A 24,265-nucleotide genomic window follows, 5' to 3' on the forward strand; every position below is an offset into this window, starting at 1 on the left:
GCGGTGGTCTATGTTCGATCATCTGCTGGTTCCAACGTTGTAGGTCAAGGGTCTATGCCCTGCCGCGGGCCTGGACCAGTGCGTCGCGCAGCGCCATCCATCCCAGCAGAGCACACTTGATCCGTGCAGGATAGCGTGCCACACCGGTGAAGGCCGAGGCGTCCTCCAGCGCCTCCAGGCGCGTGGGATCCAGCTCCCTGCCGCGCGCTGCCATCAGCTCACGGAAGTATCCACCGAGCTCCTCGGCGCGGGTGACCGGCTGCGAGATCACAAGCTCGTGCATGACCGAGAGCGAGGCCTGGGAGATCGAGCAGCCCTGGCCGGTCCAGCCGAGGGCCTGGATCGTCTCCCCCGCCGGGTCAAGCTGCACCCGGAGGGTGACCTGATCTCCGCAGGTGGGATTGATCTGGAAGGATTCCCCGCCGTATTCGGTGAGCTCACCCTCACCCTGCCGCACCCGGGCGTGGTCGAGGATGACCTGTTGATAGAGCTGCTCCATCGCATCGGCCATCAGTGACCTCCCGCTGCGGAGTCGAGGCTTCCCGTGGCCGAGGGCGTCGCGAAGAACCTGCGGACCTCGTGCAGCCCGTCGATGAATGCCTCGATGTCCGCGGAGGTGGTGTAGACCCCGGCCGAGGCCCGAGCGGAGGCGTGGACGCCGAGGCGTCGGTGGATCGGCTGCGCGCAGTGGTGACCCACACGCACGGCCACCCCGGCGTTGTCGAGCACCTGGCCGACGTCGTGCGGGTGCACCGAGTCCACCTCGAAGGCCACGACGGCGAGCCGGTCGGTCGCGTCCTGCGGTCCCAGCACCCGGACCCCGGGCACCGAGGCGATGCCGTCAAGCAGCTGCCGGGTCATCTGTTTCTCATGTTCTGCGACCTGATCCATGCCCAGCTCGCGCAGGTAATCGACCGCGGCACGGAACCCGACGACCTGAGCCACCATCTGTGTGCCGGCCTCGAAGCGCTGCGGCGGGGGCATGAAGCTGGTGGAGTCCATGGTCACGACTTCGACCATCGAGCCTCCGGTGAGGAAGGGCGGCAGGTCGTTGAGCAGCTCGCGCTTGCCGTAGAGGGCGCCGACGCCGGTGGGACCCACCATCTTGTGCGCGGAGAAGGCGGCGAAGTCGACGTCGAGCGCGTGCAGGTCCACCGGCATGTGCGCCGCGGTCTGACAGGCGTCGAGCACCACATAGGCGCCGACGGCTCGCGCGCGCGCCACCAGGGCGTCCACATCGGTGATCGCCCCGGTCACATTCGAGGCGTGGGTGATGGCCAGCACCCGGGTCCGCTCCCCGATCACCGAGAAGGTCTCCGGGTCCAGGCGTCCTTCGGCCGTGACGCCGATCCAGCGCAGGGTGGCCCCGGTCTTGTGCGCCAGCTGCTGCCAGGGCACCAGGTTCGCATGGTGCTCCGCCTCGGTCACCACGATCTCGTCGCCGGGGGTGAGCGCATAGCGCTGGCGCGCCTCGGATGCCACCACCTCGGCGGCAGGGCTGCCGGGAGCGGCTGCGCCGGCGAGACTGGCGTTGAGGAACCCGTAGGCCACCAGGTTCAGCGCCTCGGTGGCGTTTTTGGTCCAGACGATCTCATCCTCATCGGCGCCGACGAACTCCGCCACCACGGCGCGGGAGGCCTCGTAGGCCTCGGTGGCCTCCTCGGCGATCTGGTGTGCTCCGCGGTGCACCGCGGCGTTGGTCTGCGCGTAGAACGCAGACTCGGCGTCGATGACCTGCTGCGGCTTCTGCGCGGTGGCCCCGGAGTCCAGGTACACCAGCGGCTTCCCGCCGCGGACCGTGCGGGTCAGCAGCGGGAAGTCAGCCCTGATGGTGTCTGGATTCAACATGATTCGCTCAGGCCTGGGCGGGGGCGAGGAAGCGATCGTAGCCGTTGGCCTCGAGCTCGTCGGCCAGCTCGGGTCCACCCTGCTCTGCGACTCGGCCGTCGACGAAGACGTGGACGAACTGCGGGGTGATGTAGTTCAGGATCCGGGTGTAGTGGGTGATCAGCAGCGTGCCCATGTCGTTCTCGGAGTGCGCACGGTTCACGCCGTCGGAGACCACGCGCAGGGCGTCGATGTCCAGACCCGAGTCGGTCTCGTCGAGGACCGCGAACTTCGGCCTGAACAGCTCCATCTGCAGGATCTCCACGCGCTTCTTCTCACCGCCGGAGAAGCCTTCGTTGACGTTGCGGTTGGCGAAGTCGGCGTCGATCTTGAGCTTCTCCATGGCGCCGCGGACGTCCTTGGCCCAGGTGCGCAGCTTCGGAGCCTCGCCGTCGATGGCGGTCTTCGCGGTGCGCAGGAAGTTCGTCATGGTCACACCGGGGACCTCGACGGGGTACTGCATGGCCAGGAACAGGCCGGCCCGGGCGCGCTCGTCCACGGACATCTCCAGCACGTCGACGTCGTCGAGCATGATGGTGCCCGAGGTCACCTTGTAGCGGGGGTGGCCGGCGATGGTGGCGGCCAGCGTGGACTTGCCGGAGCCGTTGGGGCCCATGATGGCGTGGATCTCACCGGACTTGATGGTCAGGGTGACGCCCTTGAGGATCTCTTTGGAGCCCTGCTCGGTCTCGATGGAGACGTGCAGGTCCTTGATCGCGAGAGTAGACATTCTTTGCGTGTCCTTTGCTTGGTTCGTGAAAGTGCTGGTGGTGGAGCGAGCGAGCCGCGGCAGCCGGCGGATTCCCTGCGGCCGGTGCGTCTAGAAGCCGGGTGACTCTAGAAGCCGGCGATCTTCAGTTCGTTCTCCAGGTCCTGCTGGACGGTTTCCTCGATCGACTCCACGCCGATGGCCTGGACGATCTCATTGAGGAAGCCGCGGACCACGAGCTGGCGGGCCTCCTTCTCCGGGATGCCGCGAGCCATCAGGTAGAAGAGGTGGTTCTCATCGAAGCGCCCTGTCGAGGAGGCGTGGCCGGCTCCCTCGATCAGGCCGGTCTCGATCTCCAGGTTCGGGATCGAGTCGGCGCGGGCGCCGTCGGAGAGGATCAGGTTCTGGTTCTTCTCATAGGAGTCGGTGCCTTCGGCGGCCTTGCGGATCAGCACATCGCCGACCCAGACGGTGCGCGCGTCCTGGCCCTGCAGCGCACCCTTGTAGAGCACGTTGGAGGTGTTCCGCGGGGAGTTGTGGTCCACGAAGCTGCGGTGCTCCAGGTGCTGCCCGGCGTCGGCGAAGTAGAGGCCGTACATCGAGGCTTCCGCACCTTCGGCCGCGTAGCGGACGTTGGAGTTCATCCGGACGACCTCGCCGCCGAGGGTGACCGAGACGTGCTTGTACTTGGCGTCGCGGCCGACTTCAGCATCCTGCTGGCCCACGTGGACGGCGTCGTCGTCCCAGCGCTGCAGCGAGACCACGGTGACGTCGGCGCCGTCGCGCACGATGACCTCCACGTTGAGGTTCGCGTCGGCGGAGCCGCGGTGCTCCATCACGAAGACCGCCTTGGAGTGGGCTCCAGCCTCGAGCACGAGGTGGCCGTTGGCGCGGTGCCCGGCGGCCTCACCGGTGATGTCGAGGAACACCGGCTCGCTGAGCTCGGTGTCGGCGGCGACCGAGATGTAGTCGGCCTGCGCAGTCTGGCTGTAGCCGACGACCGCGGCGCGGTCGGCCGCCGAGAACACGGTGCCGCGCGGGGACTGGGCCTTCGCGAGCTCACCGCGGGTGACGCCGTCAGCCAGGTTGCGCACCTTCAGCGTCACGGGGGTCTGGGTGGCGGCGTCGGAGAGGACGCGGCCGAGCTTCTTCAGCGGCGAGAAGCGCCACTCCTCTTCGCGCCCGGTGGGCACGGCGAAGTCAGCCACGTTCAGGCTGGTGGTGCGGTCGGCTCGTGAGCCGCCGGTCTTGGCCTTGACGGTGGACTCGCCGAGGCCGCCATGGGTGTGTTCGGTCTCTTCATGGGCGGTGGCGAGGTTCTCGCCCTCCTCGCTCATGCCTGGGATCGTGATGCGGGCTTCCCCGACCTCGACTCCTGCGACCTGTTCCGCCTGATCGGCGGACGCGGAATTCTTCATGTGTTTCTCTTCCCTTGTTTCTGATGCGCGTGTTTCTGATGCGCGGTTCGACTGAGGCTGCTCAGTGGGCGGCAGGCCCCAGCCGCCCGGTGTACGTGACCCCGAGCGGCTGGGTGGACTGCGTCGACGGGGGTGGTCAGCCCACCGAGCCTTCCATCTGCAGCTCGATCAGACGGTTGAGCTCCAGGGCGTATTCCATGGGCAGCTCACGGGCGATCGGCTCGATGAAGCCGCGCACGATCATGGCCATGGCCTCGTCCTCGGCGAGCCCGCGGGCCATGAGGTAGAACAGCTGGTCCTCGGAGACCTTGGAGACCGTGGCCTCGTGACCCAGGGTGACATCGTCCTCGCGGATATCGATGTAGGGGTAGGTGTCCGACCGGGAGATCGTGTCCACCAGCAGGGCGTCACAGACCACCGAGTTCGCGGAGTTCTTCGCTCCCGCGTTGATCTGGACCAGACCGCGGTAGGCGGCGCGGCCGCCGTTGCGGGCCACCGACTTCGACACGATGGTCGAGGAGGTGTTCGGCGCCATGTGGACCATCTTGGAACCGGTGTCCTGGTGCTGACCCTCGCCGGCGAAGGCCACCGAGAGCGTCTCACCCTTGGCGTGCTCACCGGTGAGGTAGACGGCCGGGTACTTCATGGTGACCTTGGAGCCGATGTTGCCATCGATCCACTCCATGGTGCCGCCGGCGTCGACCACGGCGCGCTTGGTCACCAGGTTGTAGACGTTGGTGGACCAGTTCTGGATGGTGGTGTAACGCACCCGGGCGTTCTTCTTCACCACGATCTCCACCACTGCTGAGTGCAGGGAGTCGGAGTCATAGATCGGCGCGGTGCAGCCTTCGATGTAGTGGACGTAGGAGTCCTCGTCGGCGATGATCAGCGTGCGCTCGAACTGACCCATGTTCTCGGTGTTGATCCGGAAGTAGGCCTGGAGCGGGATCTCCACGTGCACGCCCTTGGGGACGTAGACGAATGATCCGCCGGACCAGACCGAGGTGTTCAGTGCGGCGAACTTGTTGTCGCCGACCGGGATGACCGAGCCGAAGTACTCCTCGAAGAACTCGGGGTGCTCCTTCAGCGCGGTGTCGGTGTCCATGAAGATGACGCCCTGCTCCTCCAGATCCTCACGGATCTGGTGGTAGACGACCTCCGACTCGTACTGGGCTGCGACGCCGGAGACCAGACGCTCACGCTCGGCCTCGGGGATTCCGAGCCGCTCATAGGTGTTGCGGATGTCCTCGGGGAGGTCTTCCCAGGTCTTCGCCTGCTTCTCGGTGGAGCGCACGAAGTACTTGATGTTGTCGAAGTGGATGCCCGAGAGGTCTGCGCCCCACATCGGCATGGGCTTGCGCTCGAAGTACTTCAGGCCCTTCTTGCGCAGCTTGAGCATCCACTCGGGTTCGCTCTTCTTGGAGGAGATGTCCTCCACGACCGACTCATCGATGCCACGCTTGGCGTTGGCTCCGGCGGTGTCGGAGTCCGACCAGCCGTATTCGTAGGAACCGATGCCGTGGAGCTCGGGGTTGCGCTCCAGGATGTCGGAGGTGACCCCCTGGTCCTTTTCGCGCTGGATCTGCTCGGTCATGACAACCTCTCTTGTTGACGGGGGGAGATGACGATTCGTCTTCGTCCGCCGCTGACCTTGCGCGACTGATGTGTCGCACCGGCTGCGGCGCTGATCTGTAGTTCTGCCTCTGCGCTTGCTGCGGCGCGTTCCCGCTGCTCAGCGGCGAGCTTCTCGCGACCTACCGGCACATGAGTGGTGCAGACGTGGGCTCCGGCCGCCTGGGTGGAGAGCCGCCTGACATCGACGTCGAGCAGGCGGGAGATCATATCGGTCTCCTCCTCACAGAACACCGGATGGGCCGCGGCTATTTCCCGGATCGGGCAGTGACCCTGGCACAGCTGCGTGGACTGCATGGCCAGAAGGGGGTTGTCCCGACCCACCAGGCGAGTGAACCCGGCGAACCCTTCGTCGTTGAAGAGCTGGGAGAGCCGGTCGGTGCGCTGGTCGAGGTCCACGATCTCAGCGAGCTCCTGCTCCCAGCGCTGCTCGAAGCCGGCGAAGTACTCCCGCGCCAGGCCCGCGGCGGCCCCCTGGGTCGACGCGTCCTCGGCGGCGGCGCCTGCCTCGAGGGATCCGGCGCTGGTGTCCTGCAGCAGCGACAGCGCGGTCTTGACCAGGCCCAGGTAGTCGTCACCCATGGTGCGCTGGCCGCGCTGAGAGACGACATAGCGTCGAGAGGGGCGGCCCGCGCCGCGGCGACGGGTGGTGATGTTCTTGACCTCGAGGATTCCCTGTTCGGTCATCGCATCGAGATGGCGACGCACCGCGGCAGCGGTCAGCTGCAGCTCGCTGCCCAGCGCGGCGGCGCTGATCGGGCCTTCTTCGACCACCAGCTGCAAGACCCGCTGGCGGGTCGTGCTCTCCGCGTCGCGGATCGTCTCACCCGGAGCGTCGGGCACCGGAGCGTCGGAGACAGGCGCATCCACATCGCGTGACTGAGCATCTGCGGCTGCAGACTCGGAAGCGGTGGAATACATGACCCTATTCTGACCTATTCAGAACAAAGCCGCCAGCAAGGTGGACCTAAGTCGGCGGAGACCTTCCCCACTGCACGGCTGCAGCTGCCCGCTTCAGCTGCCCGATCGCGCCTCTGCTGACCCTGGGCTCTTCTACGGGGTGTAGAAATGTAGACTGGTGCAGTGCCCCAGCATCCACCCTGTCTGACCCTGCGCCATGTGCGCTATGCCGTCGGCTCCGCTCGCAGCCCCCAGGGACTCAAGGAGATCCTGCGGGGCGTGGACCTCACCGCGCGATCCGGAGAGGTCACGGTCCTGTTGGGACCCAACGGCGCCGGAAAGACGACCACGCTCAGCTGCGCCCAGGGGCTGCTGCATCCGTCGCAGGGAACCGTCGCTCTGCTGGGCCAGGATCCCTTCCGCGCGGGCGCCGAGCTCCGCGCCCGGGTCGGGGTGATGCTCCAGGACGGCGGCATGCCGCAATCGGTTCAGCCCCGCGCGCTGCTGAAGCATGTCGCCTCGCTGCACCAGAACCCCTGGCCGGTGGAAGACCTGGTCTCCCGCCTGGACATGGGCGACTTTCTGCGCACCTCGATCCGACGCCTCTCCGGCGGACAGAAGCAGCGGGTGGCGCTGGCGGCGAGCCTGCTCGGCCGTCCCGAGGTGGTGTTCCTCGACGAGCCCACCGCCGGGCTGGATCCGCAGTCCCGGCAGACCGTCTTCGAGCTCATCGGGGAGCTCCGCGAGATGGGGATGGGCATCATCCTGACCACCCATCTCCTCGAAGAGGCACAGAAGCTCGCGGACTCGGTCTTCATCCTCAAGGACGGTGAAGTGGTCCGCCATGGATCCGTCGCCGAGCTGACCGGTTCCGGTGCGACCGGTTCGGAGACCGCCACCGGTGCCGCACGGCGGATGGTGTTCACCGCCTCTCGAACCCTGACCCGTGCTGAGATCGGCAGCGCCCCGGTGAGCATCGAGCTCGACGGCGGCATCGACAACGCACCGGGTGCCGCGTGGATGACCCCGAGCCTCACCGGCCCGACCCAGCTCCGCGAGCTGGCCGCCTGGTGGGAACTGATCGGCATGATGCCCGTGGAGGTCCGCATGGAAGCCCGCACGCTGGAAGACGTCTTCTGGGAGGTCTCCGTCTCATGACCACGAGCCACGCCCCTCTGGCCCCGGCACCGCGCCCGGCGATGCGCCGGATCATCTCGCACGGGCTCTATGAGACCCGCAACGTGCTGCGCAACGGCGAGCAGCTGCTCGTCTCGCTGATCCTTCCGCTGCTGGTCCTCGTCGGCGCGCACCGGCTGGAGCTCATCACCTCCGCCGCCACACCGAGCATCGACGTCATCACCCCGGGCGTGCTGGCGCTGGCCGTGATGGCCTCGGCCTTCACCGGTCAAGGCATCGCGACCGGGTTCGAACGGCAGTATGGGGTGCTGGCATACCTGGCGACGACACCACTGGGGGCCACGGGCCTGATCCTGGGCAAGGCCATCGCCGTGCTGGCGGTGGTCGCCGTCCAGGTGGTGGTGATCGGCACCGCCGGTCTGGTCCTGGGCTGGAACCCCGACCCGGTGGGTCTGCTGTGGCTGGGCGTCGTCGTCGTCCTGGGGGCCACCGCGTTCACGGCGCTGGGACTGCTGCTCGCGGGCACCGTGCGCGCCGAGGCGACGCTGGCGCTGACCAATGTCATCTGGGTGCTGCTCGGGGCCGCCGGCGGCTCGGTCTTCCCGCTCAACCACGACGGGGCCGGGGCGCTGCTGCTGCTGCTTCCCTCCGCGGCACTGGGTGAAGGACTGCGCACCGCCTCACTCGATGGATCGTTCCCTGTCCTGGAAGCTCTGATTCTCGCCGGGTGGGCCGCGCTGGCCGTCCTGGCCGCACGAAGGTGGTTCAACTGGCGATGAAGTTCCCGATGAATGCGATCGAAGTCTTTCGCACCAACCTCCCCACTCGGATCACCCGGGTCACCAAGGTGCTGGCCTGGGCGACGCTGATCAGCAATATCGGCATCATCCTGACCGGTGGCGCCGTCCGGCTGACCGCCTCGGGGCTCGGCTGCCCGGAGTGGCCGCGCTGCACGCCCGAGTCCTGGGTCGCGACCCAGGAGATGGGCCTGCACGGGGCGATCGAATTCGGCAACCGCCTGCTCACCTACGTGCTGGTGCTGATCTGTGCGCTGATGTTCTTCGCGCTGCTGCGGATGCGACGCAGCCACCGTCCGCTGTTCCGGATGAGCCTGGTGATCCTCGCCGGGATCCCGCTGCAGGCGGTCATCGGCGGTATCACCGTGTGGACGAACCTCAACCCGTGGATCGTGGCGCTGCACTTCCTGCTCTCCGCAGGCCTCGTGATGGTCGCGACCATGCTGCTGAACCGGATCCGTCTGGAGCTGCGCAGCGCGCAGGACGCCGCTGCGCAGGATTCAGCCGCGGACCCAGCAGCGGATCCGGCCAAGGAGTCGGGGCCGCGCGACGGTGTGGCCGGAATCCGGATGAGCCACGGCGCCTCCGACGCGGTCACCTCCGCGATGGCCCCGGTGATCCTTGCCGCGACCTGGGTCTCGGTGTTCCTGGGCACCGTGGTCACGGGAACGGGCCCACATGCCGGTGACCCCGGATCGCCTCGGCACCTCTTCGACCCCGATCTGGTGACCAGGATGCACGTGGCGCCGGTCTATGTCCTGTGCTTCGCGGCGATCGCGCTGCTGGTGCGCCAGTACCGGATCAGCACCGCTCCGAACCAGCGGCGCTCGGCCTGGTGGCTCATGGCCGTGATCATCGCCCAGGGGATCATCGGCTACGTCCAGCACTTCACCGGCCTGCCGATCATCCTGGTCGGGCTGCACATGCTCGGCTCGGCGCTGCTGGTGGTCACCGCGACCGCCGTGTTCGACAGCTACCGCGCCCGGTATGTGACCCGCGGACTCACCCGCTCCCTGACCCCGGTAGCTGCTGCAGCTGGGCCACAGACGGAGCCGGCGCAGAAGTCCTGAGCGAGCTGCTCAGCGCAGACGCCCCAGCAGGCTGAGCGCCTCATCGAGGTCACGCGCCTGTGAGGCTTCAACGGATTGGACATGCGCCACCCGAAGGGTCGAGTCCAGCAGGAAGCTGCTGCGCCGAGCTGCGCCCTTCTCGAGATCGAACGCCCCGTAACGCTGCGCAATCTCCCCGTGCGGCCAGAAGTCGCTGACCAGATCGAAGGGCAGCTCCCCGGGCGCGGCACTTGCAGACTCGGCGTCAGAGGACTCGGCGTCGGCGACCTCGGAGGTGAGCATCTGCGCGTAGGCGCGCAGGCTGTGCATCGGGTCGCAGCTGATCGCCAAGACTCTGGCTCGCAGCTCGCGGACCCGGCACCTCCGCGCCACCAGGGCCTGCAGCTCCGAGTCGCAGACCCGGCTGAATGCAAAGGGGTAGAACATCAGCAGCACCGGTGAACCGGCAAGCCGCTGAAGCTCGATCACTTCGCCATGGTGGCTGCGACCTGAGAAGCCGGGTGCCTGCTCCCCGATCTCGGGGAGCGGCGAGGAGGTCACTGCTTCTTGCGCCCCATCAGTCGGGTGGCGGCCCAGTGGGTGCTCACCCCGGCGGATGAGGTCACATGAAGACCCGCGTTGGGCGCCGCGTCCTGGATCTCCACCGGCGCGACGTAGCCGTCACGGCCGGAGCGCGGGGTCAGCAGCCACAGCACGCCGCCCTCATCGAGAGTGCCAAGGGCATCCACGAGCGCATCCGTGAGATCGTCATCGCCGTCTCTGAACCAGACCAGCACGGCGTCGACGACCTCCTGGACGTCCTCGTCGAGCAGCTCCTCGTCGAGAAGGGCCTCCAGACGGTCACGGAAGTCGTCGTCGACGTCCTCATCCACACCGATCTCCTGGACCAGGGAATCGGGCTTGAGCCCGAGCTCCTGGAGCAGGTCGCCGAGCGAGACAACATTGGTTCCGGCGTCGTTCTTGTGGTCCGTCGAGATGCTCGACGGACCCTCGGCTGCAGAAGCCTGACTCACCTGAGGTTCCCTTCCCGTTCATTAACGTCTGAAACGCAGCTCCCACCCGAGGACGGGGCTGCCACCAGCAACGTTACGCGGACCCCTGTCGGTTCGGGAAGTGCGACACCACCCGAGCGGGTAGAGTTGAGCTGAAATTCGGCCGCCGAACAACCGGTGGCAGATGACCTCGTGGGTCCCGCCCGTGGAACATCCCCGTCCATGGACCGCGTACCCAGACCCTTACCCCTTGAGAGGTGACCCGTGAGCGCTGGTGAAGAGAACTCCCATATCCGCAGCGGACTGACGAACCAACTCCCGGACCTCGATCCGGAAGAGACCCAGGAATGGCTGGAGTCTTTCGACCAGCTCGTGGAGTTCCACGGCACCGAGCGCGCGGAATACATCATCCGCTCCCTGCTGCAGCGAGCCGGCGCGAAGTCCATCGAAGTCCCGATGGTCACCACCACCGACTACGTGAACACGATCCCGGTGGACCAGGAACCTGACTTTCCCGGCGACGAGGAGATGGAGCGCCGCGTGCGCCGCATCCTGCGCTGGAACGCCGCGGTCATGGTGCACCGCGCCCAGCGCGGCGACATCTCCGTGGGCGGACACATCTCTTCCTACGCCGGCGTGGCCACCCTCTACGAGGTGGGCCTGAACCACTTCTTCCGCGGCGCCGACCACCCGGGCGGCGGCGACCAGATCTTCTTCCAGGGCCACTCCTCCCCCGGCAACTACGCCCGCGCCTACCTCGAGGGTCGCCTCACCGAGGCGCAGCTCGACGGTTTCCGCCAGGAGCACTCCAAGGCCCCAGACGGCCTGAGCTCCTACCCGCACCCGCGGCTGATGCCCGAGTTCTGGCAGTTCCCGACCGTGTCCATGGGCATCGGTCCGATGAACGCCATCTACCAGGCGCAGTTCAACCGTTACCTGCACAACCGCGGCATCAAGGACACCTCGGAGCAGCAGGTCTGGGCGTTCCTCGGCGACGGCGAGATGGATGAGCCCGAGTCCCGCGGTCTGCTCCAGCTCGCGGCGAACGAGAAGCTCGACAACCTGAACTTCGTGGTCAACTGCAACCTGCAGCGCCTCGACGGCCCGGTGCGCGGCAACGGCAAGATCGTCCAGGAGCTGGAGGCCTTCTTCCGCGGCGCCGGCTGGAACGTCATCAAGGTCCTCTGGGGCCGCGAATGGGACGAGCTGCTGGACAAGGACGACGACGGCGAGCTCGTCCGGGTCATGAACGAGACCCTCGACGGTGACTACCAGACCTACAAGGCCGAGTCCGGGTCCTTCGTCCGCGAGCACTTCTTCGGCCGCTCCGCCAAGACCAAGGAGCTCGTCGCGGACATGTCCGACGACGACATCTGGAACCTCAAGCGCGGCGGACACGACTACAAGAAGGTCTACTCCGCGTACAAGGCCGCCGCTGAATCCACCGGCAAGCCCACGGTGGTCCTGGCCCAGACGGTCAAGGGCTACGGCCTGGGGCCGAGCTTCGAGGGGCGCAACGCGACCCACCAGATGAAGAAGCTCACCGTCGATGACCTCAAACGCTTCCGCGACACCCTGCGGATCCCGGTCAGCGATGAGCAGATCGAAGAAGACCCGTACAACGTGCCGTACTACCACCCCGGCAAGGACTCCGAGGAGGTCAAGTACACGCTTGAGCGCCGTTCCCGTCTCGGCGGGTCCGTGCCCGAGCGTCGGGTCGCCGGTGAGGGGCTGATCCTGCCCGAGGCCAAGACCTACGCGCAGGCCAAGAAGGGCTCGGGCAAGCAGAAGGCCGCCACGACCATGGCGCTGGTCCGGCTGCTCAAGGACCTGATGCGGGACAAGAACATCGGTCACCGGATCGTGCCGATCATCCCGGATGAGGCGCGCACCTTCGGGATGGACTCGTTCTTCCCCACCGCGAAGATCTACAACCCCAAGGGGCAGAACTACATCTCCGTGGACCGCGAGCTGATGCTCGCGTACAAGGAGTCCCCGCAGGGCCAGATGATCCACCCCGGCATCAACGAGGCAGGTGCGACCGCGGCCTTCACTGCCGCCGGCACCTCCTACGCCACCCACGGCGAGACGATGATCCCGTTCTACATCTTCTATTCGATGTTCGGTTTCCAGCGCACCGGCGACTCCTTCTGGGCCGCCGCCGACCAGCTGGCCCGTGGCTTCATCATCGGCGCCACGGCCGGGCGCACCACGCTGGCCGGTGAGGGCCTGCAGCACCTCGACGGTCACTCCCCGCTGCTCGCGGCTACGAACCCCGCGGTGAAGCACTTCGATCCGGCCTTCGGCTACGAGATCGCCCACATCATGGAGAACGGCCTCTTCGAGATGTACGGCGATCACGACGGCGACCACAACGTGATGTATTACCTCACGGTGTACAACGAGCCCGTCCAGCACCTTCCCGAGCCCGAGGGCCTGGACATCGAAGGCGTCAAGCGTGGCATCTACAAGCTCTCCAGCTCCGAGCAGGACGGCCCCAAGGCCCAGCTCCTGGCCTCCGGCGTCGGTGTGCCGTGGGCCAAGGAGGCCGCGGAGATACTCGCCGACGAGTGGGGCGTCTCCGCCGATGTCTGGTCGGTGACCTCTTGGAACGAGCTGCGCCGCCAGGCTCTGCACGTGGAGCAGTCGGCGATGCTGGACCCCGAGCGCGAGCCCGAGGTTCCCTTCGTGACCCAGCAGATGGAAGGAGCCGAGGGTCCGATCATCGCGACCACCGACTTCGCCACGCAGGTTCCGGATCAGATCCGCCAGTTCCTGCCGAACCGCTTCGCTACCCTGGGCGCTGACAACTTCGGCTTCTCGGACACACGCGCGGCGGCTCGCCGGCACTTCAAGATCGACGCCCACTCGATGGTGGTGCGCGCTCTGCAGATGCTCGCCGACGACGGCGCGGTCGACGCCTCGGCTCCGGTCGAGGCGATGAAGAAATACGATCTCGGCAACGTCAAGGCCGGCACGTCCGGCGAGGCGGGCGGCGACGCCTGATTCCTCGGCTGGCCCCTCCTGAGGGGCCAGCACGAAGAGCGCCCAGCGGGGCCCGGAGCATCAGCTCCGGGCCCCGCTGCGTCCCCCCTGCGCATCTGTCGCATCGCTGTGTGACAGAACAGCTGGGGTGTCCGCGGAACGATCGGATTGCCCGCGGAGCAGCTGGCACGCGGCGGGGCTGGCCGCGGCAGAGGGGTTTGTAGGGATCACACAACTGGCGGGGGAACCTCACACGGCCTAGGCTCCTGAGCATGACTGCATCTGCTCCGACGACGCCTGGGCCCGTACCGGTCTCCTGGGAGGCCCTGGAGGTGCTCCGCTCCGACGCGGGCAACCTCACCAACGAGGTCAACTGCTACCTGGAGGAGACCCTCACCTGGTACCGACACCTGAGCACCGATGAGCGGGCCTCGCTGCGCCTGATCGCTCAGCGCGGCATCGGGGGCCTGATCACCTGGCTGGAGAACCCCACCTCGCGTTCGCTCCCGCTGGTCAACGAGCTGCTCGGCAACGCCCCCACCGACCTGATGCGAACCATCTCGCTGCAGCGCGCGCTGCAGCTGATCCGCAGCATCGTCGAAGCGGTGGAACAGCGCCTGCCCGGTCTGGTGCCGCAGCAGGACCAGCAGCTGATGCTTGAAGCAGTGCTGCGCTACTCCCGCGAGGTCGCCTTCGCGATCGCTGACGTCTACGCCCGCGCGGCGGAGTCCCGCGGCGCGTGGGACTCGCGCCTGGAGGCCCTGCTCGTGGATGCGGTGCTGCGCGGAGAGCCCGCCGAACAGATCGCCTCCCGCGCCGCGGCCGTCGGGTGGCGCAGCCACGAGGGAGTGGTGGTCGTCGTCGGTGAGGCCCCGGAGCAGGCCGATGCGGTCTTCATGTCCCAGCTGCGACGGCAATGCATCCGCTTCTCCTCCGATGCGGTGGTGGGGGTCCACGGCGACCGGCTGATCCTGCTGCTGGGCCGGGTCACCGGCCTCGCCGAAGGACTCGAGCGGATCCTCCCCCGCTTCGGTCCGGGCCAGGTGGTCTTCTCCAGCTTCGATGGTTCGATCAGCCAGGCGCACCGCAGCGCGCAGTCGGCCTTCACCGGATTCACCGCGGTCGGGGCCTGGACCTCCGCGCCGCGCCCGGTGGCCGCCGAGGACCTGCTCCCGGAACGTGCCCTCTGTGGAGACGAGACCGCGAAGACCGTGCTCAGGAGCAGCATCTTCGAGGTGCTCAGGGCCGCCGGCAACGGGCTGCTCGAGACCGTCACCGCCTACCTCGAGGCCGGTCACTCGCTCGAGGCCACGGCGCGCGAGCTCTTCGTGCACACCAACACCGTGCGCTATCGGCTGCGCCGCGTCACGGACATCACCGGCTGGGACCCCGTCTCCCCGCGCGACGCGTACGTTCTGCAGACCGCGCTGGCAGTCGGCCGTCTCTGACCGGGCCCCGTGGCTGACCTCGCACCGTCATCGAATCTGCGTTGTAGGGTACCTACAAAGGCCACGGTGGAGCTTGGTGAGCGCATGACCCCTGAAAACCATCCGCGATATGGGAAGTTGGACTTGTGCTTGCCATAGTTTGCCCCGGACAGGGCTCCCAGACCCAAGGCTTCCTCTCGGAGTGGATCAGCGACGACGCCTCCCGCGCCACGCTCGACGCCTACTCCCAGCACTCAGGCACCGACCTGCTCACCCACGGGACGGTCTCCGATGCCGAGACGATCCGGGACACCGCGGTCGCCCAGCCTCTCATCGTGGCCGCGTCCCTGCTCAGCGCCTCAGCGCTGGATCTCACCGGGGCGAATCCCGAGCGGGTCCTCTACGCCGGGCACTCCGTGGGCGAGATCCCGGCCGCCGTCCTGGCCGGGGTGCTCACGCCGCAGCAGGCGTTGGCGTTCATCCGCGTGCGGGCCACCTCGATGGCCGCCGCAGCCGCAGCGGTGCCCACCTCGATGGCCGCCGTCGTCGGCGGTGTCGAGGACGAGGTCCGCCAGGTGATCGCCGACGCCGGACTGACCCCCGCAAACGCCAACGGGCCGGGCCAGATCGTGGCGGCCGGGGAGCTGGACAAGCTCGCCGCGCTGGAGGCCAGCCCTCCCACCCGGGCCCGGGTCATCCCGCTGACGGTCGCCGGAGCATTCCACACGGAGTTCATGGACTCGGCCAAGCAGGCCCTGGCCGCCGCCGCCGCCAGCTTCGAGGTGGCCGACCCGCGACACCGGCTGATCTCCAATCGCGACGGCGCCTACGTCTCCACCGGCGCTGACGTCCTGGCGCGCCTCGTGGACCAGGTGACCCGTCCGGTCCGCTGGGACCTCTGCATGGAGACCATGGCGCAGGCCGAGGTCACCGGCGTGCTGGAGCTGCTGCCCGGCGGCACGCTGACCGGGTTGGCCAAGCGCGGACTCAAGGGCGTGAAGTCGCTGGCCATCAAGACCCCCGCGGACATCGACGCCGCCCAGGAATTCATCGCCGAGCATGCGGGTTGAGCCGAGAGGCCCGATGTTGGTGGCCTCAGACATCTTCTGTGCCGGCAGCACTGCCGCACAGCTACCCCACAATGATCCACGAAGGACGTTCCTGACGTGACTGTCGCATTGAACCAGCCCACCGCCCTGGCGGGCACCCGTGTCATGGGCCTGGGCGCCTACCGTCCTGAGCTCGTGATCGACAACGAGCAGATCTGCCAGTGGATCGACTCCTCCGATGAGTGGATCCAGCAGCGCACCGGCATCAAGACCCGCCACCGCGCCCCGCGCGACGTCTCTGTGGTCGACATGGCCGAAGGCGCCGCCCGCGAGGCGCTGGAGCATGCCGGGATCTCAGGCGACCAGCTCGGCGGGGTCATCGTCGCCACCGTCACGCATCCCTTCGCCACACCCTCCGCCGCGGCGGACCTGGCGCACCGCCTCGGCGCGACTCCGGCGGCGGCCTTCGACATCTCGGCGGCCTGTGCCGGCTACTGCTATGGGATCGGTCAGGCCGACGCCATGGTCCGCTCCGGGCTCTCGCCCTACGTCCTGGTGGTCGGGGTCGAGAAGCTCTCCGACTTCATCGACAACCACGAGCGCACCATCTCCTTCCTCCTCGGCGACGGTGCCGGAGCCGCGATCATCGGCCCCTCCGAGGTGCCCGGCATCTCGCCTTCGATCCTCGGCTCCAACGGCGAGAAGTGGGAGGCAGTGGCCATGGACAGCACGATGCTGAACTTCCGCGACGCCCTCGCCCGAGCTCGCGAGACCCAGGACGCCGCCGAGCTCCTCGATGCGGAGAACCGGTACTGGCCCACGCTGCGCCAGGACGGTCCCACCGTGTTCCGCTGGGCCGTCTGGGAGATGGCGAAGGTGGCCCAGCAGGCGCTGGACGCCGCCGGGATCACCGCCGATGACCTCGTGGCCTTCGTCCCGCATCAGGCGAACATGCGCATCATCGACGAGATGGTCAAACAGTTGAAGCTTCCTGAGCACGTGATGGTCGGACGGGACATCGTGGACGCGGGAAACACCTCCGCAGCCTCGATCCCGCTGGCCATGCATCGCCTGCTCAAGGAGAACCCAGAACTCTCCGGCGGTCTCGCTCTGCAGATCGGATTCGGAGCCGGACTGGTCTACGGCACGCAGGTCATCCGACTGCCGTAGCCCCGGGCCCGGGGCTGCCACGCAGGCCCGGGACAGATTCACCACGAACCCGAAAGAACCACCCAAAGAAAAGGAGTCGCCGATATGGCTGACAAGAACGAGATCCTCGCAGGCCTGGCAGAGATCGTGAACGAGGAGACCGGCCTGGAGGTCGAAGAGGTCAAGTCGGACAAGTCCTTCACCGAGGACCTGGACATCGACTCGATCTCGATGATGACCATCGTGGTCAACGCCGAAGAGAAGTTCGACGTGAAGATCCCCGATGAAGAGGTGAAGAACCTGGCCACCGTCGGTGACGCCGTGGACTTCATCGCCAACGCCCAGGGCTGATCCAGCCTCGCATCGGACGGGAGGGCTGCGGCGCAGCGCCGGGCCCTCCCCTCCTCTCCCCCACCTGCAGTCCCACTCTCATTGAGGTAGATCCATGACACGTCGTCTTGTCATCACCGGTCTCGGCGCCACGACCCCCATCGGCGGCGACGTGGACACGCTCTGGACCAACGCGCTGGCCGGCACGCCGGGAGCCAAGACCCTGGAGCACGACTGGGTCGAGAAGTACGAGCTTCCGGTGACCTTCGCCGCCGAGGTCTCGGTCGAGCCTGCAGAGGTGCTGGCCCGCCCGGAGACCCGCCGAATGGACCGCTCCACCCAGCTGGGCATGGTCGCCGCCCGGCAGGCCTGGGACGACGCCGGACTCAGCCGCCCCGGTGATGAGGGCTATGACCTGGATCCCGAGCGGGTCGCGGTGTCCTTCGCCACCGGCATCGGTGGAGTCTGGACGCTGCTCGACAGCTGGGACACGCTGCGTGAACGTGGACCGCGCCGGGTCATGCCGATGACCGTGCCGATGCTGATGCCCAATGGCGCTGCCGGGGCGATCAGCCTCGATCTCGGCGCCCAGGGCGGCGCCCGCACCGCCGTCTCGGCCTGCGCCTCCGGTGTCGAGGCACTGGATGTGGCCCTGGAGATGCTGCGCAAGGGTGACGCCGACGTCGTCCTCGCCGGAGGCACCGAGGCTGCCATCCACCCGCTGCCCATGGCGGCGTTCAGCTCGCTGCAGGCGCTGTCCAAGCGCAACGAGGATCCCGCCGCGGCGTCCCGACCCTATGACCGCGACCGCGACGGCTTCGTCATGGGCGAGGGCGCTGGAGCCCTCGTGGTCGAGACCGAGGAGCACGCCAAGGCCCGCGGCGCCACGATCTACGCGGAGCTCGCTGGTTCTGGGATCACCTCAGACGCCCACCACATCACGGCCCCGGATCCTGAAGCGCTGGGAGCCTCCCGCGCGCTGCGCCGAGCCCTGGAATCCGCCGGCGCGGAGCTGGGCGACGTGACCCACGTCAATGCTCACGCCACGTCCACGCCGGTCGGAGACAAGCCAGAGTACGCGGCACTGAGATCGGTGTTCGGGGATCACCTCGAGAACGTCTGCATCTCCGCCACCAAGTCCCAGACCGGGCACCTGCTCGGCGCCGCCGGCGCCGTGGAGTCGGTGCTGACCGTGAAGGCGCTGCATGAACGCCGCGCACCGGTCACGATCAACCTTGACCACCAGGACCCGGAGATGCCGCTCGACGTGGTCACCGGCTCGCCCCGCGACCTCGGCGACAAGCAGCAGGTGGCGCTGTGCAACTCCTTCGGCTTCGGCGGACACAACGCCGTGGCGGCCTTCCGCACCTACTGAGCCCTTCTGCCCGGGCAGGCCCGTGGCATGAGCACGCGAGAAGACCCCCGGCCAGGATCCTCAGGGATTCGGGCCGGGGGTCTTCTCTGCTTCATGTGGAAGCTGCCGCGCTGGGAAGCGATGGCCCGCTGGGGGGCTCTGTGCGGCAAGCCTGTAGTCGTGCATGTCGACCAGACGCTGCTGGGCTGCGAAGCTGCGGGACGGCGGTGGAGGGCGCCGCCCGGTCAGCCTCGGGTCAGCTGACCACCTGGTGAAGCCAGTGGACCGGTGCACCCTCTGCCGCGTGGCGGAAGGACTCGAGCTCCTCGTCCCAGGCCTCACCCAGGGCCAGCGAAAGCTCCTGGTAGACCACCGAGGGGTCACCGGCGCCCATCTCATAGGCGTAGCGGATCCGATCCTCGGACACGACGATGTTACCGTGCACGTCGGTGGTGGCATGGAAGATGCCCAGCTCGGGCGTATGGGACCAGCGTCCACCGTCGCAGCCCGGCGATGGGTCCTCGGTCACTTCGAAGCGCAGATGACTCACGGCGCGCAGCGCTGAGGCCAGGGTGGCGCCCAGTCCGGCTGGGCCCTCCCAGGAGAGCTCCGCCCGAAAGTCTCCGGGCGCGGCAGGCTGCGGGTGCCACGTGAAGTCCACTCGCGAGTCGACCGCCGAGGACACCGCCCATTCAACATGCGGGCAGAGCGCGGCGGGCGCCGAATGGATGTGAAGCACACCTCGGGCCGTATTTTTCGACATATCCATCCTCCACTGTGCTGTTGGTACGTCTTCCCCTACGACCAGACAGCAGCCAGGTGGCTGATGGTTTCGATGCTCTGCCAAGGTTAACACCTAGCGCGTCGAGCAACACTACTGATGTTAACAGATCCAGGTCAGATCACTTTCTCAGGCACGAGGATGAGCCTGGCCATAGGCGTCGCGAAGCCTGTCGATGGTGACGTGGGTGTAGAGCTGGGTGGTGCTCAAGGAGGCGTGTCCCAGCAGCTCCTGGACCGTGCGCAGATCAGCGCCCCCTTCCAGCAGGTGGGTGGCCGCCGTATGCCGCAGCGCATGGGGCCCTCGGGCGGCAGTGGTCCCGAGCCGGGCCAGAGCATCGTCGACGACGCGGCGCACCGTTCGCACGTCTATGCGGCCCCCGCGGCGACCCAGGAAGCAGGCGTTCGCCGAGGCGGGTGTGGCCAGCTCAGACCGTCCGTGGTCGAGCCAGCTTCGCAGCGCGGTCTCCGCCGGCACGCCGTATGGGACGATCCGTTCCTTGTTGCCCTTGCCGAGCAGCCGGACCATGCGCCGACCGGTCTCGAAGGAGGCGAGGTCCAGGCCGCTGAGCTCGGAGACGCGCATCCCGGTGGCGTAGAGCAGCTCCACCATCGCGGCGTCGCGCAGGCTCAGCGCATGAGCGATCGCATCCAGTTCCGCGGCCTGGCCGGCCTGCTGCGCCGCATCCGCGAGGTGACTGGTCAGTTCTTCGACGTGCTGATGCTGCAGCACATCGGGCAGGTGGCTGCTTCGACGGGCGGTCCGCAGACGGACGGAGGGGTCTTCTCGCAGGTGACCCCGGCGGTGCGCCCAGGCGGTGAAGGCCCGCACCGAGGCCGTCTTGCGGTTGAGGGTGTTCCGCGAGAGCCCCGCCTCGTGCAGCTCCCCCAGCCAGCTCCGGATCCCGGCCAGGCTGATCTCCTGCAGATCTCCGCGCCGCTGGGCGAGCTGACGCAGATCGCTGCGGTACGCCCGGATCGTCTGGGCCGAGAGCCCTCGTTCGTGTCTGAGGTGATCGATGAACGCCGTGATCAGCTCGGGGTCGACCGGAGCTTCGGTGTCTGATGCTCGATCGGTGTCTCGTGGTCGATCCTGCGCGGAGGCCATGGCGGAAGTCTACGACTGGACGCGCTGGGTCAGGGTTCTCCGCGCCGGTCATGCTCGGCCCCAGTGCCCGTTGACGGTCCTTGCGTGGCCGGAGCGCTGGAGCCGGGTCAGCTCGGCGAGCACCGTGGGCAGCGGGAGCCCCGCGACGGATGAGAGCTTGCCCGGGGCGCTCAATCCACGCCTGGGCAGCGCGTCGAGGAGCAGGCGCTGGGCCTCATCGAGTCCATCCTGCGGGTGATCCCGCCCCGCTGGTCCGGGAAGCTCTGGTTGGACGGTGTGTCGGGACGGTGGAGCCTGGCGCCCGGTCCTGTGGTCGATGGCAGGGCGGGGAACGTCGGAGTCGCCCGCCGGCGTTGGTCCGTAGGCTCTGCCGCCGGTGACGAGGGTCAGAACGTCGGTGGCGTCGCGCACCAGCTGTGCCGGGGTCTCCCGCAGCAGTCGGTGACACCCCGCCGAGGAGGCGGAGAAGACGCTTCCGGGCACCACCCCCACCTCCCGGCCAAGCGTGAGCGCATGGTGGGCGGTGGACTGAGCTCCGCTGCGCCATCGCGCCTCCGTGATGACCGTGACCATGCCCAGCGCTGCGATGAGCCGGTTTCGCTGCAGGAAACGGTGCCGAGTGGGCGCCGATCCAGGCGCCATCTCGCTGAGCAGCAACCCGGTCACCGCCACCTCCTGAAGCAGACTTTCGTTGCCAGCCGGGTAGAACCGGTCCAGGCCCCCGGCCAAGACCGCCAGTGTCGGCGCAGGCCGGGTTCCGCTCCAGGTGCCGGAAGCGGCGCTGGCCGCCGATCCCGACCCCGGGCGCGAGCCTGAGACCGGCGCTGAAGCCGCGCGCAGAGCGGCCCTGTGCGCGGCGGCATCAACGCCGTAGGCGCCGCCAGAGACCACGCAGAGCCCGGTCTGCACCAGATCCTGGGTGAGTTCCGCGGTGATCCGGATGCCGTAGTCGGTGACTTCCCGGGATCCCACGATCGCCACGGCCCGGGTCGGCTCCGGGAGTCGACCCAGCGACTGGGACGCGATCTCCTCCGCGCCGCCCCGGAACCAGAGCGCCACGGGGGCAAGCGGGCCCAGGTCACGCAGCTGCGCAGGCCAGGTGGGATCCTCAGGGATCAGCAGGCCCCCGCCGAGCCTGCTCATCGTGGCGAGATCGGCAGCTCCGCGCAGCTGCCCGCAGCGGGTGCGCCATCGCTCGAGCCCGACGCGCAGGTCCTGCTGCCGAGGTCCGAGCCCCGCCGATTCGGCGGCCTGCGCCAGAGCGTGACGCTCCGCCACGGACGGGGGATGCTCTGAGGTGATCAGCGCGTGGAGGTGCTGGGCCCTGAAGGTCTCCAGAGCGAGCCCGGCGAGCAGGTCTCCGGGTTCGATCAGCCGGGACAGCTCTGCCCGGATGATCCGTTCTTTCCGGGAAGCAGCCCTCGGTTCGCCGGGGGCGGGATCTCGTTCCATAGGTCCTCCTGGGTTCAGGTCTTGTGAGACCGCTGCCGCAGCTGCAGGGCAGCGTCGACCTCATCGGCCCCCGGTCGGTCGTTGTGCATGAGGTCGGCGATGGTCCAGGCCAGTCGCAGGACGCGAAGATATCCCCGCAGCGAGATCGCGGCCCGGTCCAGCGCGGCGTCGATGTGCCGGGTGGCACCGGCGGGCAGCCGCAGATCTCCGGTCAGCAGCTGCATAGGGGCCTGGGAGTTGGTGCGCAGGCCCCACAGGCGGAGGCGCTCGCGCTGTGCGGCTCGAGCGTCCAGGACTCGGGCGCGGACGACCGCGGAGCTCTCCCCCGGCGGTCCCAGTGCGTCGGCCGCTGATCGCGGCCGGTCGACCTGAATCTGCAGGTCGATCCGATCCAGGAGCGGACCGGAGAGGCGCGCCATGTAGTTGCGGCGCTGAGCCACCGAACACCGGCAGCCTGTCCCGGCACCGACGTTGAGCCCGCACGGGCAGGGATTGGCCGCGAGGACCAGCTGAAAACGGGCCGGGTAGGTCACGCTGCCGGCGGAGCGGTGAAGCGAGATCCTTCCGGTCTCCAAGGGCTGGCGCAGGGCGTCCAGCGCGTGGCGCGGAAATTCGGGGGCCTCATCGAGGAACAGCACTCCCCGGTGTGCGCGAGTGACGGCACCGGGCCGCGCGATCCGCGCTCCGCCACCGACGATGGCTGCCATCGAGGCACTGTGGTGTGGGGCCTGGAACGGCGGTGTGCGTCGCAGCCTGGTCACGGTGCGGGGTTCTGCCGAGATCGACTCGATGGCGGTGGCTTCCATCGCCGCCTGATCATCCAGCGGCGGCAGTATGCCGGACATCCGCTCGGCCAGCATGGTCTTGCCGGCACCGGGAGCGCCGATGAGCAGAAGGTGGTGGCCGCCGGCGGCCGCCAGTTCCAGAGCGAACCGGGCCTCCTGCTGACCCCGGACCTCTGCCAGGTCAGGCGCCGGGTCGCAGGAGAGCGGCCTGTCGTCGTCGACCTCGCCACGGAGATCAGCAGAACAGACCTGCGGCGACCGGGCCGGCTGTGAAGGGTCCACCAGAGCAGGCGCCTCCCGAGAACGGTCTGCGGACCACCGTTCGAGCCCGGGAGCATCGCGCACCAGTGGTTCGAGGGCGGCGGAGGCGAAGGAAGCCGCCGCCTGCCGAACATGAGACCCGGCAAGGACCTCCATCCCGGGTACCAGGGCGGCCTCCTGAGCGTTCTCCTGGGCGACCACCACAGTCTGCGCGCCGGCAGCCTGTGCTGCCGCCACCGCGGGCAGCACACCGCGGACCGGTCGCAGCCGCCCGTCGAGACCCAGCTCCGCCAGGAAGACGACCTCGGACGTGCGGTGTACCTTCCCGTCTGCAGCCCAGGCGCTGATCAGGATGGCGAGGTCGAGCACCGAGCCGGATTTGGGCAGCGAGGCCGGAAGCAGGTTGACGGTGAGCCGGCGGGCGGGCAGATCGATCCCGGTGTTCTTCGCTGCGGATCGGATCCGGTCCTGGCTCTCACGCATCGAGGCATCGGGCAGGCCCAGCAGGATGAACCCCGGAAGCGCCCGCCCGATATCGGCCTCCACCTCGATCAGATGCCCATCCATGCCGAAGAGCACCACCCCGCGGGCCCGACCCATGCTCATCAGCTCACGTCCTTGAGGTGTTCCAGCCGATGGATCAGATGCTCCTCGGCGTGCGCCGCAGCCGCTCCGCTGAGCAGCACCGCGACGACGTCCACGCGTCGCGGAACATGCAGCCACTGCTGCCCGACGCAGTATTCCAGCAGCAGCCGGTGCAGCCGCGCGAGCTTGCGCCCGTTGACCGCTTCGAAGGGGTGCCCGTATCCGATGCCTCGTCGGGTCTTGACCTCCACGGCGACCAGGTGGGCCCCGTCCCTGGTGATCAGGTCCAGCTCACCGTGCGCGCCGCGCCAGCGCCGCTCCAGGATCTGATGTCCCTGTCGGCCCAGATAGTCGGCCGCGATCTGTTCCCCGACCATGCCGGTGACGTCCTTGGCTCGCATCCGCGCTCCTCTCTCAAGGCACCAGCATCCGGCACAGCGCGACAGCAGAGGGACTGC

Annotated in this window: 22 protein-coding genes; 9 read left to right on the forward strand and 13 right to left on the reverse strand. The window is 68.1% G+C overall.

Annotation, left to right across the window (positions count from 1 at the left end; genetic code table 11):
- Positions 1 to 52 precede the first annotated feature (52 nt).
- The 6 genes from sufU to LSI54_RS07935 all read right to left on the reverse strand — a co-directional run bounded on the left by sufU (position 53) and on the right by LSI54_RS07935 (position 6,567).
- The gene (gene sufU / locus LSI54_RS07910) at positions 53 to 511 is read right to left on the reverse strand and encodes a Fe-S cluster assembly sulfur transfer protein SufU (RefSeq protein ID WP_241464900.1); all 459 of its coding nucleotides are present in this window, start codon (positions 509 to 511) and stop codon (positions 53 to 55) included.
- Positions 511 to 1,848, reverse strand: coding sequence for a SufS family cysteine desulfurase (locus tag LSI54_RS07915; protein ID WP_241471005.1), 1,338 nt, complete (start codon positions 1,846 to 1,848; stop codon positions 511 to 513). Before LSI54_RS07915 ends, sufU begins: the two co-directional genes overlap by 1 nt.
- Before the next feature lie 7 nt (positions 1,849 to 1,855).
- Positions 1,856 to 2,617, reverse strand: coding sequence for a Fe-S cluster assembly ATPase SufC (gene sufC / locus LSI54_RS07920; protein WP_241464902.1), 762 nt, complete (start codon positions 2,615 to 2,617; stop codon positions 1,856 to 1,858).
- A 107-nt stretch (positions 2,618 to 2,724) separates the two neighbouring features.
- A complete protein-coding gene (sufD, locus tag LSI54_RS07925; RefSeq protein WP_241478097.1) occupies positions 2,725 to 4,014 on the reverse strand; it encodes a Fe-S cluster assembly protein SufD in 1,290 nt (429 codons plus the stop codon).
- A 136-nt stretch (positions 4,015 to 4,150) separates the two neighbouring features.
- On the reverse strand, positions 4,151 to 5,608 hold the full coding sequence (sufB, locus tag LSI54_RS07930) for a Fe-S cluster assembly protein SufB (RefSeq protein WP_241471004.1): 1,458 nt from the start codon (positions 5,606 to 5,608) through the stop codon (positions 4,151 to 4,153).
- Positions 5,605 to 6,567, reverse strand: a complete 963-nt coding sequence (locus LSI54_RS07935; RefSeq protein WP_241478098.1) for a helix-turn-helix transcriptional regulator — start codon at positions 6,565 to 6,567, stop codon at positions 5,605 to 5,607. The genes sufB and LSI54_RS07935 overlap by 4 nt, the downstream gene beginning before the upstream one ends.
- 162 nt (positions 6,568 to 6,729) lie before the next feature.
- On the opposite strand from LSI54_RS07935, the gene LSI54_RS07940 reads away from it, so the two are divergent.
- Genes LSI54_RS07940 through LSI54_RS07950 form a run of 3 tightly spaced genes read left to right on the forward strand, consistent with a single transcriptional unit; the run spans position 6,730 to position 9,550 of the window.
- Positions 6,730 to 7,704, forward strand: a complete 975-nt coding sequence (locus LSI54_RS07940; protein ID WP_241464906.1) for an ABC transporter ATP-binding protein — start codon at positions 6,730 to 6,732, stop codon at positions 7,702 to 7,704.
- A complete protein-coding gene (locus LSI54_RS07945) occupies positions 7,701 to 8,462 on the forward strand; it encodes an ABC transporter permease (RefSeq protein ID WP_241464907.1) in 762 nt (253 codons plus the stop codon). The genes LSI54_RS07940 and LSI54_RS07945 overlap by 4 nt, the downstream gene beginning before the upstream one ends.
- 8 nt (positions 8,463 to 8,470) lie before the next feature.
- Positions 8,471 to 9,550, forward strand: coding sequence for a COX15/CtaA family protein (locus LSI54_RS07950; RefSeq protein ID WP_241464908.1), 1,080 nt, complete (start codon positions 8,471 to 8,473; stop codon positions 9,548 to 9,550).
- A 9-nt stretch (positions 9,551 to 9,559) separates the two neighbouring features.
- On the opposite strand, the gene LSI54_RS07955 is transcribed toward LSI54_RS07950, so the two are convergent.
- Positions 9,560 to 10,090, reverse strand: coding sequence for a redoxin domain-containing protein (locus tag LSI54_RS07955; protein ID WP_241478099.1), 531 nt, complete (start codon positions 10,088 to 10,090; stop codon positions 9,560 to 9,562).
- A complete protein-coding gene (locus tag LSI54_RS07960) occupies positions 10,087 to 10,563 on the reverse strand; it encodes a DUF3052 domain-containing protein (RefSeq protein ID WP_241464910.1) in 477 nt (158 codons plus the stop codon). The genes LSI54_RS07955 and LSI54_RS07960 overlap by 4 nt, the downstream gene beginning before the upstream one ends.
- A gap of 243 nt (positions 10,564 to 10,806) precedes the next feature.
- Between LSI54_RS07960 and aceE the strand changes: the two genes are divergently transcribed.
- From aceE to fabF, 6 genes are all read left to right on the forward strand, one after another.
- Entirely contained in the window at positions 10,807 to 13,548 is a 2,742-nt protein-coding gene (gene aceE / locus LSI54_RS07965; RefSeq protein ID WP_241478100.1) for a pyruvate dehydrogenase (acetyl-transferring), homodimeric type, read from the forward strand.
- A 251-nt stretch (positions 13,549 to 13,799) separates the two neighbouring features.
- Complete coding sequence (locus tag LSI54_RS07970; RefSeq protein WP_241471002.1) at positions 13,800 to 14,975, forward strand: PucR family transcriptional regulator; 1,176 nt, start codon at positions 13,800 to 13,802, stop codon at positions 14,973 to 14,975.
- 125 nt (positions 14,976 to 15,100) lie between these two features.
- On the forward strand, positions 15,101 to 16,024 hold the full coding sequence (locus LSI54_RS07975) for an ACP S-malonyltransferase (protein ID WP_241464913.1): 924 nt from the start codon (positions 15,101 to 15,103) through the stop codon (positions 16,022 to 16,024).
- Positions 16,025 to 16,168: 144 nt separating this feature from the next.
- Positions 16,169 to 17,173, forward strand: a complete 1,005-nt coding sequence (locus LSI54_RS07980; RefSeq protein WP_241465100.1) for a beta-ketoacyl-ACP synthase III — start codon at positions 16,169 to 16,171, stop codon at positions 17,171 to 17,173.
- Positions 17,174 to 17,257: 84 nt separating this feature from the next.
- Complete coding sequence (locus tag LSI54_RS07985; RefSeq protein ID WP_241464914.1) at positions 17,258 to 17,503, forward strand: acyl carrier protein; 246 nt, start codon at positions 17,258 to 17,260, stop codon at positions 17,501 to 17,503.
- Between the two features lie 94 nt (positions 17,504 to 17,597).
- The gene (gene fabF / locus LSI54_RS07990; RefSeq protein ID WP_241464915.1) at positions 17,598 to 18,857 is read left to right on the forward strand and encodes a beta-ketoacyl-ACP synthase II; all 1,260 of its coding nucleotides are present in this window, start codon (positions 17,598 to 17,600) and stop codon (positions 18,855 to 18,857) included.
- 235 nt (positions 18,858 to 19,092) lie between these two features.
- Here fabF and LSI54_RS07995 read toward each other — a convergent pair whose 3' ends face one another.
- The 5 genes from LSI54_RS07995 to LSI54_RS08020 form a co-directional block, all read right to left on the reverse strand.
- Positions 19,093 to 19,599: a DUF3145 domain-containing protein gene (locus tag LSI54_RS07995; RefSeq protein ID WP_241464916.1), complete on the reverse strand. Its 507-nt coding sequence runs from the start codon at positions 19,597 to 19,599 to the stop codon at positions 19,093 to 19,095.
- A 147-nt stretch (positions 19,600 to 19,746) separates the two neighbouring features.
- Complete coding sequence (locus LSI54_RS13010) at positions 19,747 to 20,724, reverse strand: tyrosine recombinase XerC (RefSeq protein ID WP_274617566.1); 978 nt, start codon at positions 20,722 to 20,724, stop codon at positions 19,747 to 19,749.
- A gap of 48 nt (positions 20,725 to 20,772) precedes the next feature.
- Positions 20,773 to 22,176: a DNA-processing protein DprA gene (locus tag LSI54_RS08010; RefSeq protein ID WP_241478101.1), complete on the reverse strand. Its 1,404-nt coding sequence runs from the start codon at positions 22,174 to 22,176 to the stop codon at positions 20,773 to 20,775.
- A gap of 14 nt (positions 22,177 to 22,190) precedes the next feature.
- Complete coding sequence (locus tag LSI54_RS08015) at positions 22,191 to 23,828, reverse strand: YifB family Mg chelatase-like AAA ATPase (protein WP_241478102.1); 1,638 nt, start codon at positions 23,826 to 23,828, stop codon at positions 22,191 to 22,193.
- Complete coding sequence (locus tag LSI54_RS08020; protein WP_241478103.1) at positions 23,828 to 24,208, reverse strand: YraN family protein; 381 nt, start codon at positions 24,206 to 24,208, stop codon at positions 23,828 to 23,830. Before LSI54_RS08020 ends, LSI54_RS08015 begins: the two co-directional genes overlap by 1 nt.
- Positions 24,209 to 24,265 lie beyond the last annotated feature (57 nt).

The sequence above is a fragment of the Nesterenkonia sp. AY15 genome (assembly GCF_022565855.1).
Lineage (GTDB): Bacteria > Actinomycetota > Actinomycetes > Actinomycetales > Micrococcaceae > Nesterenkonia.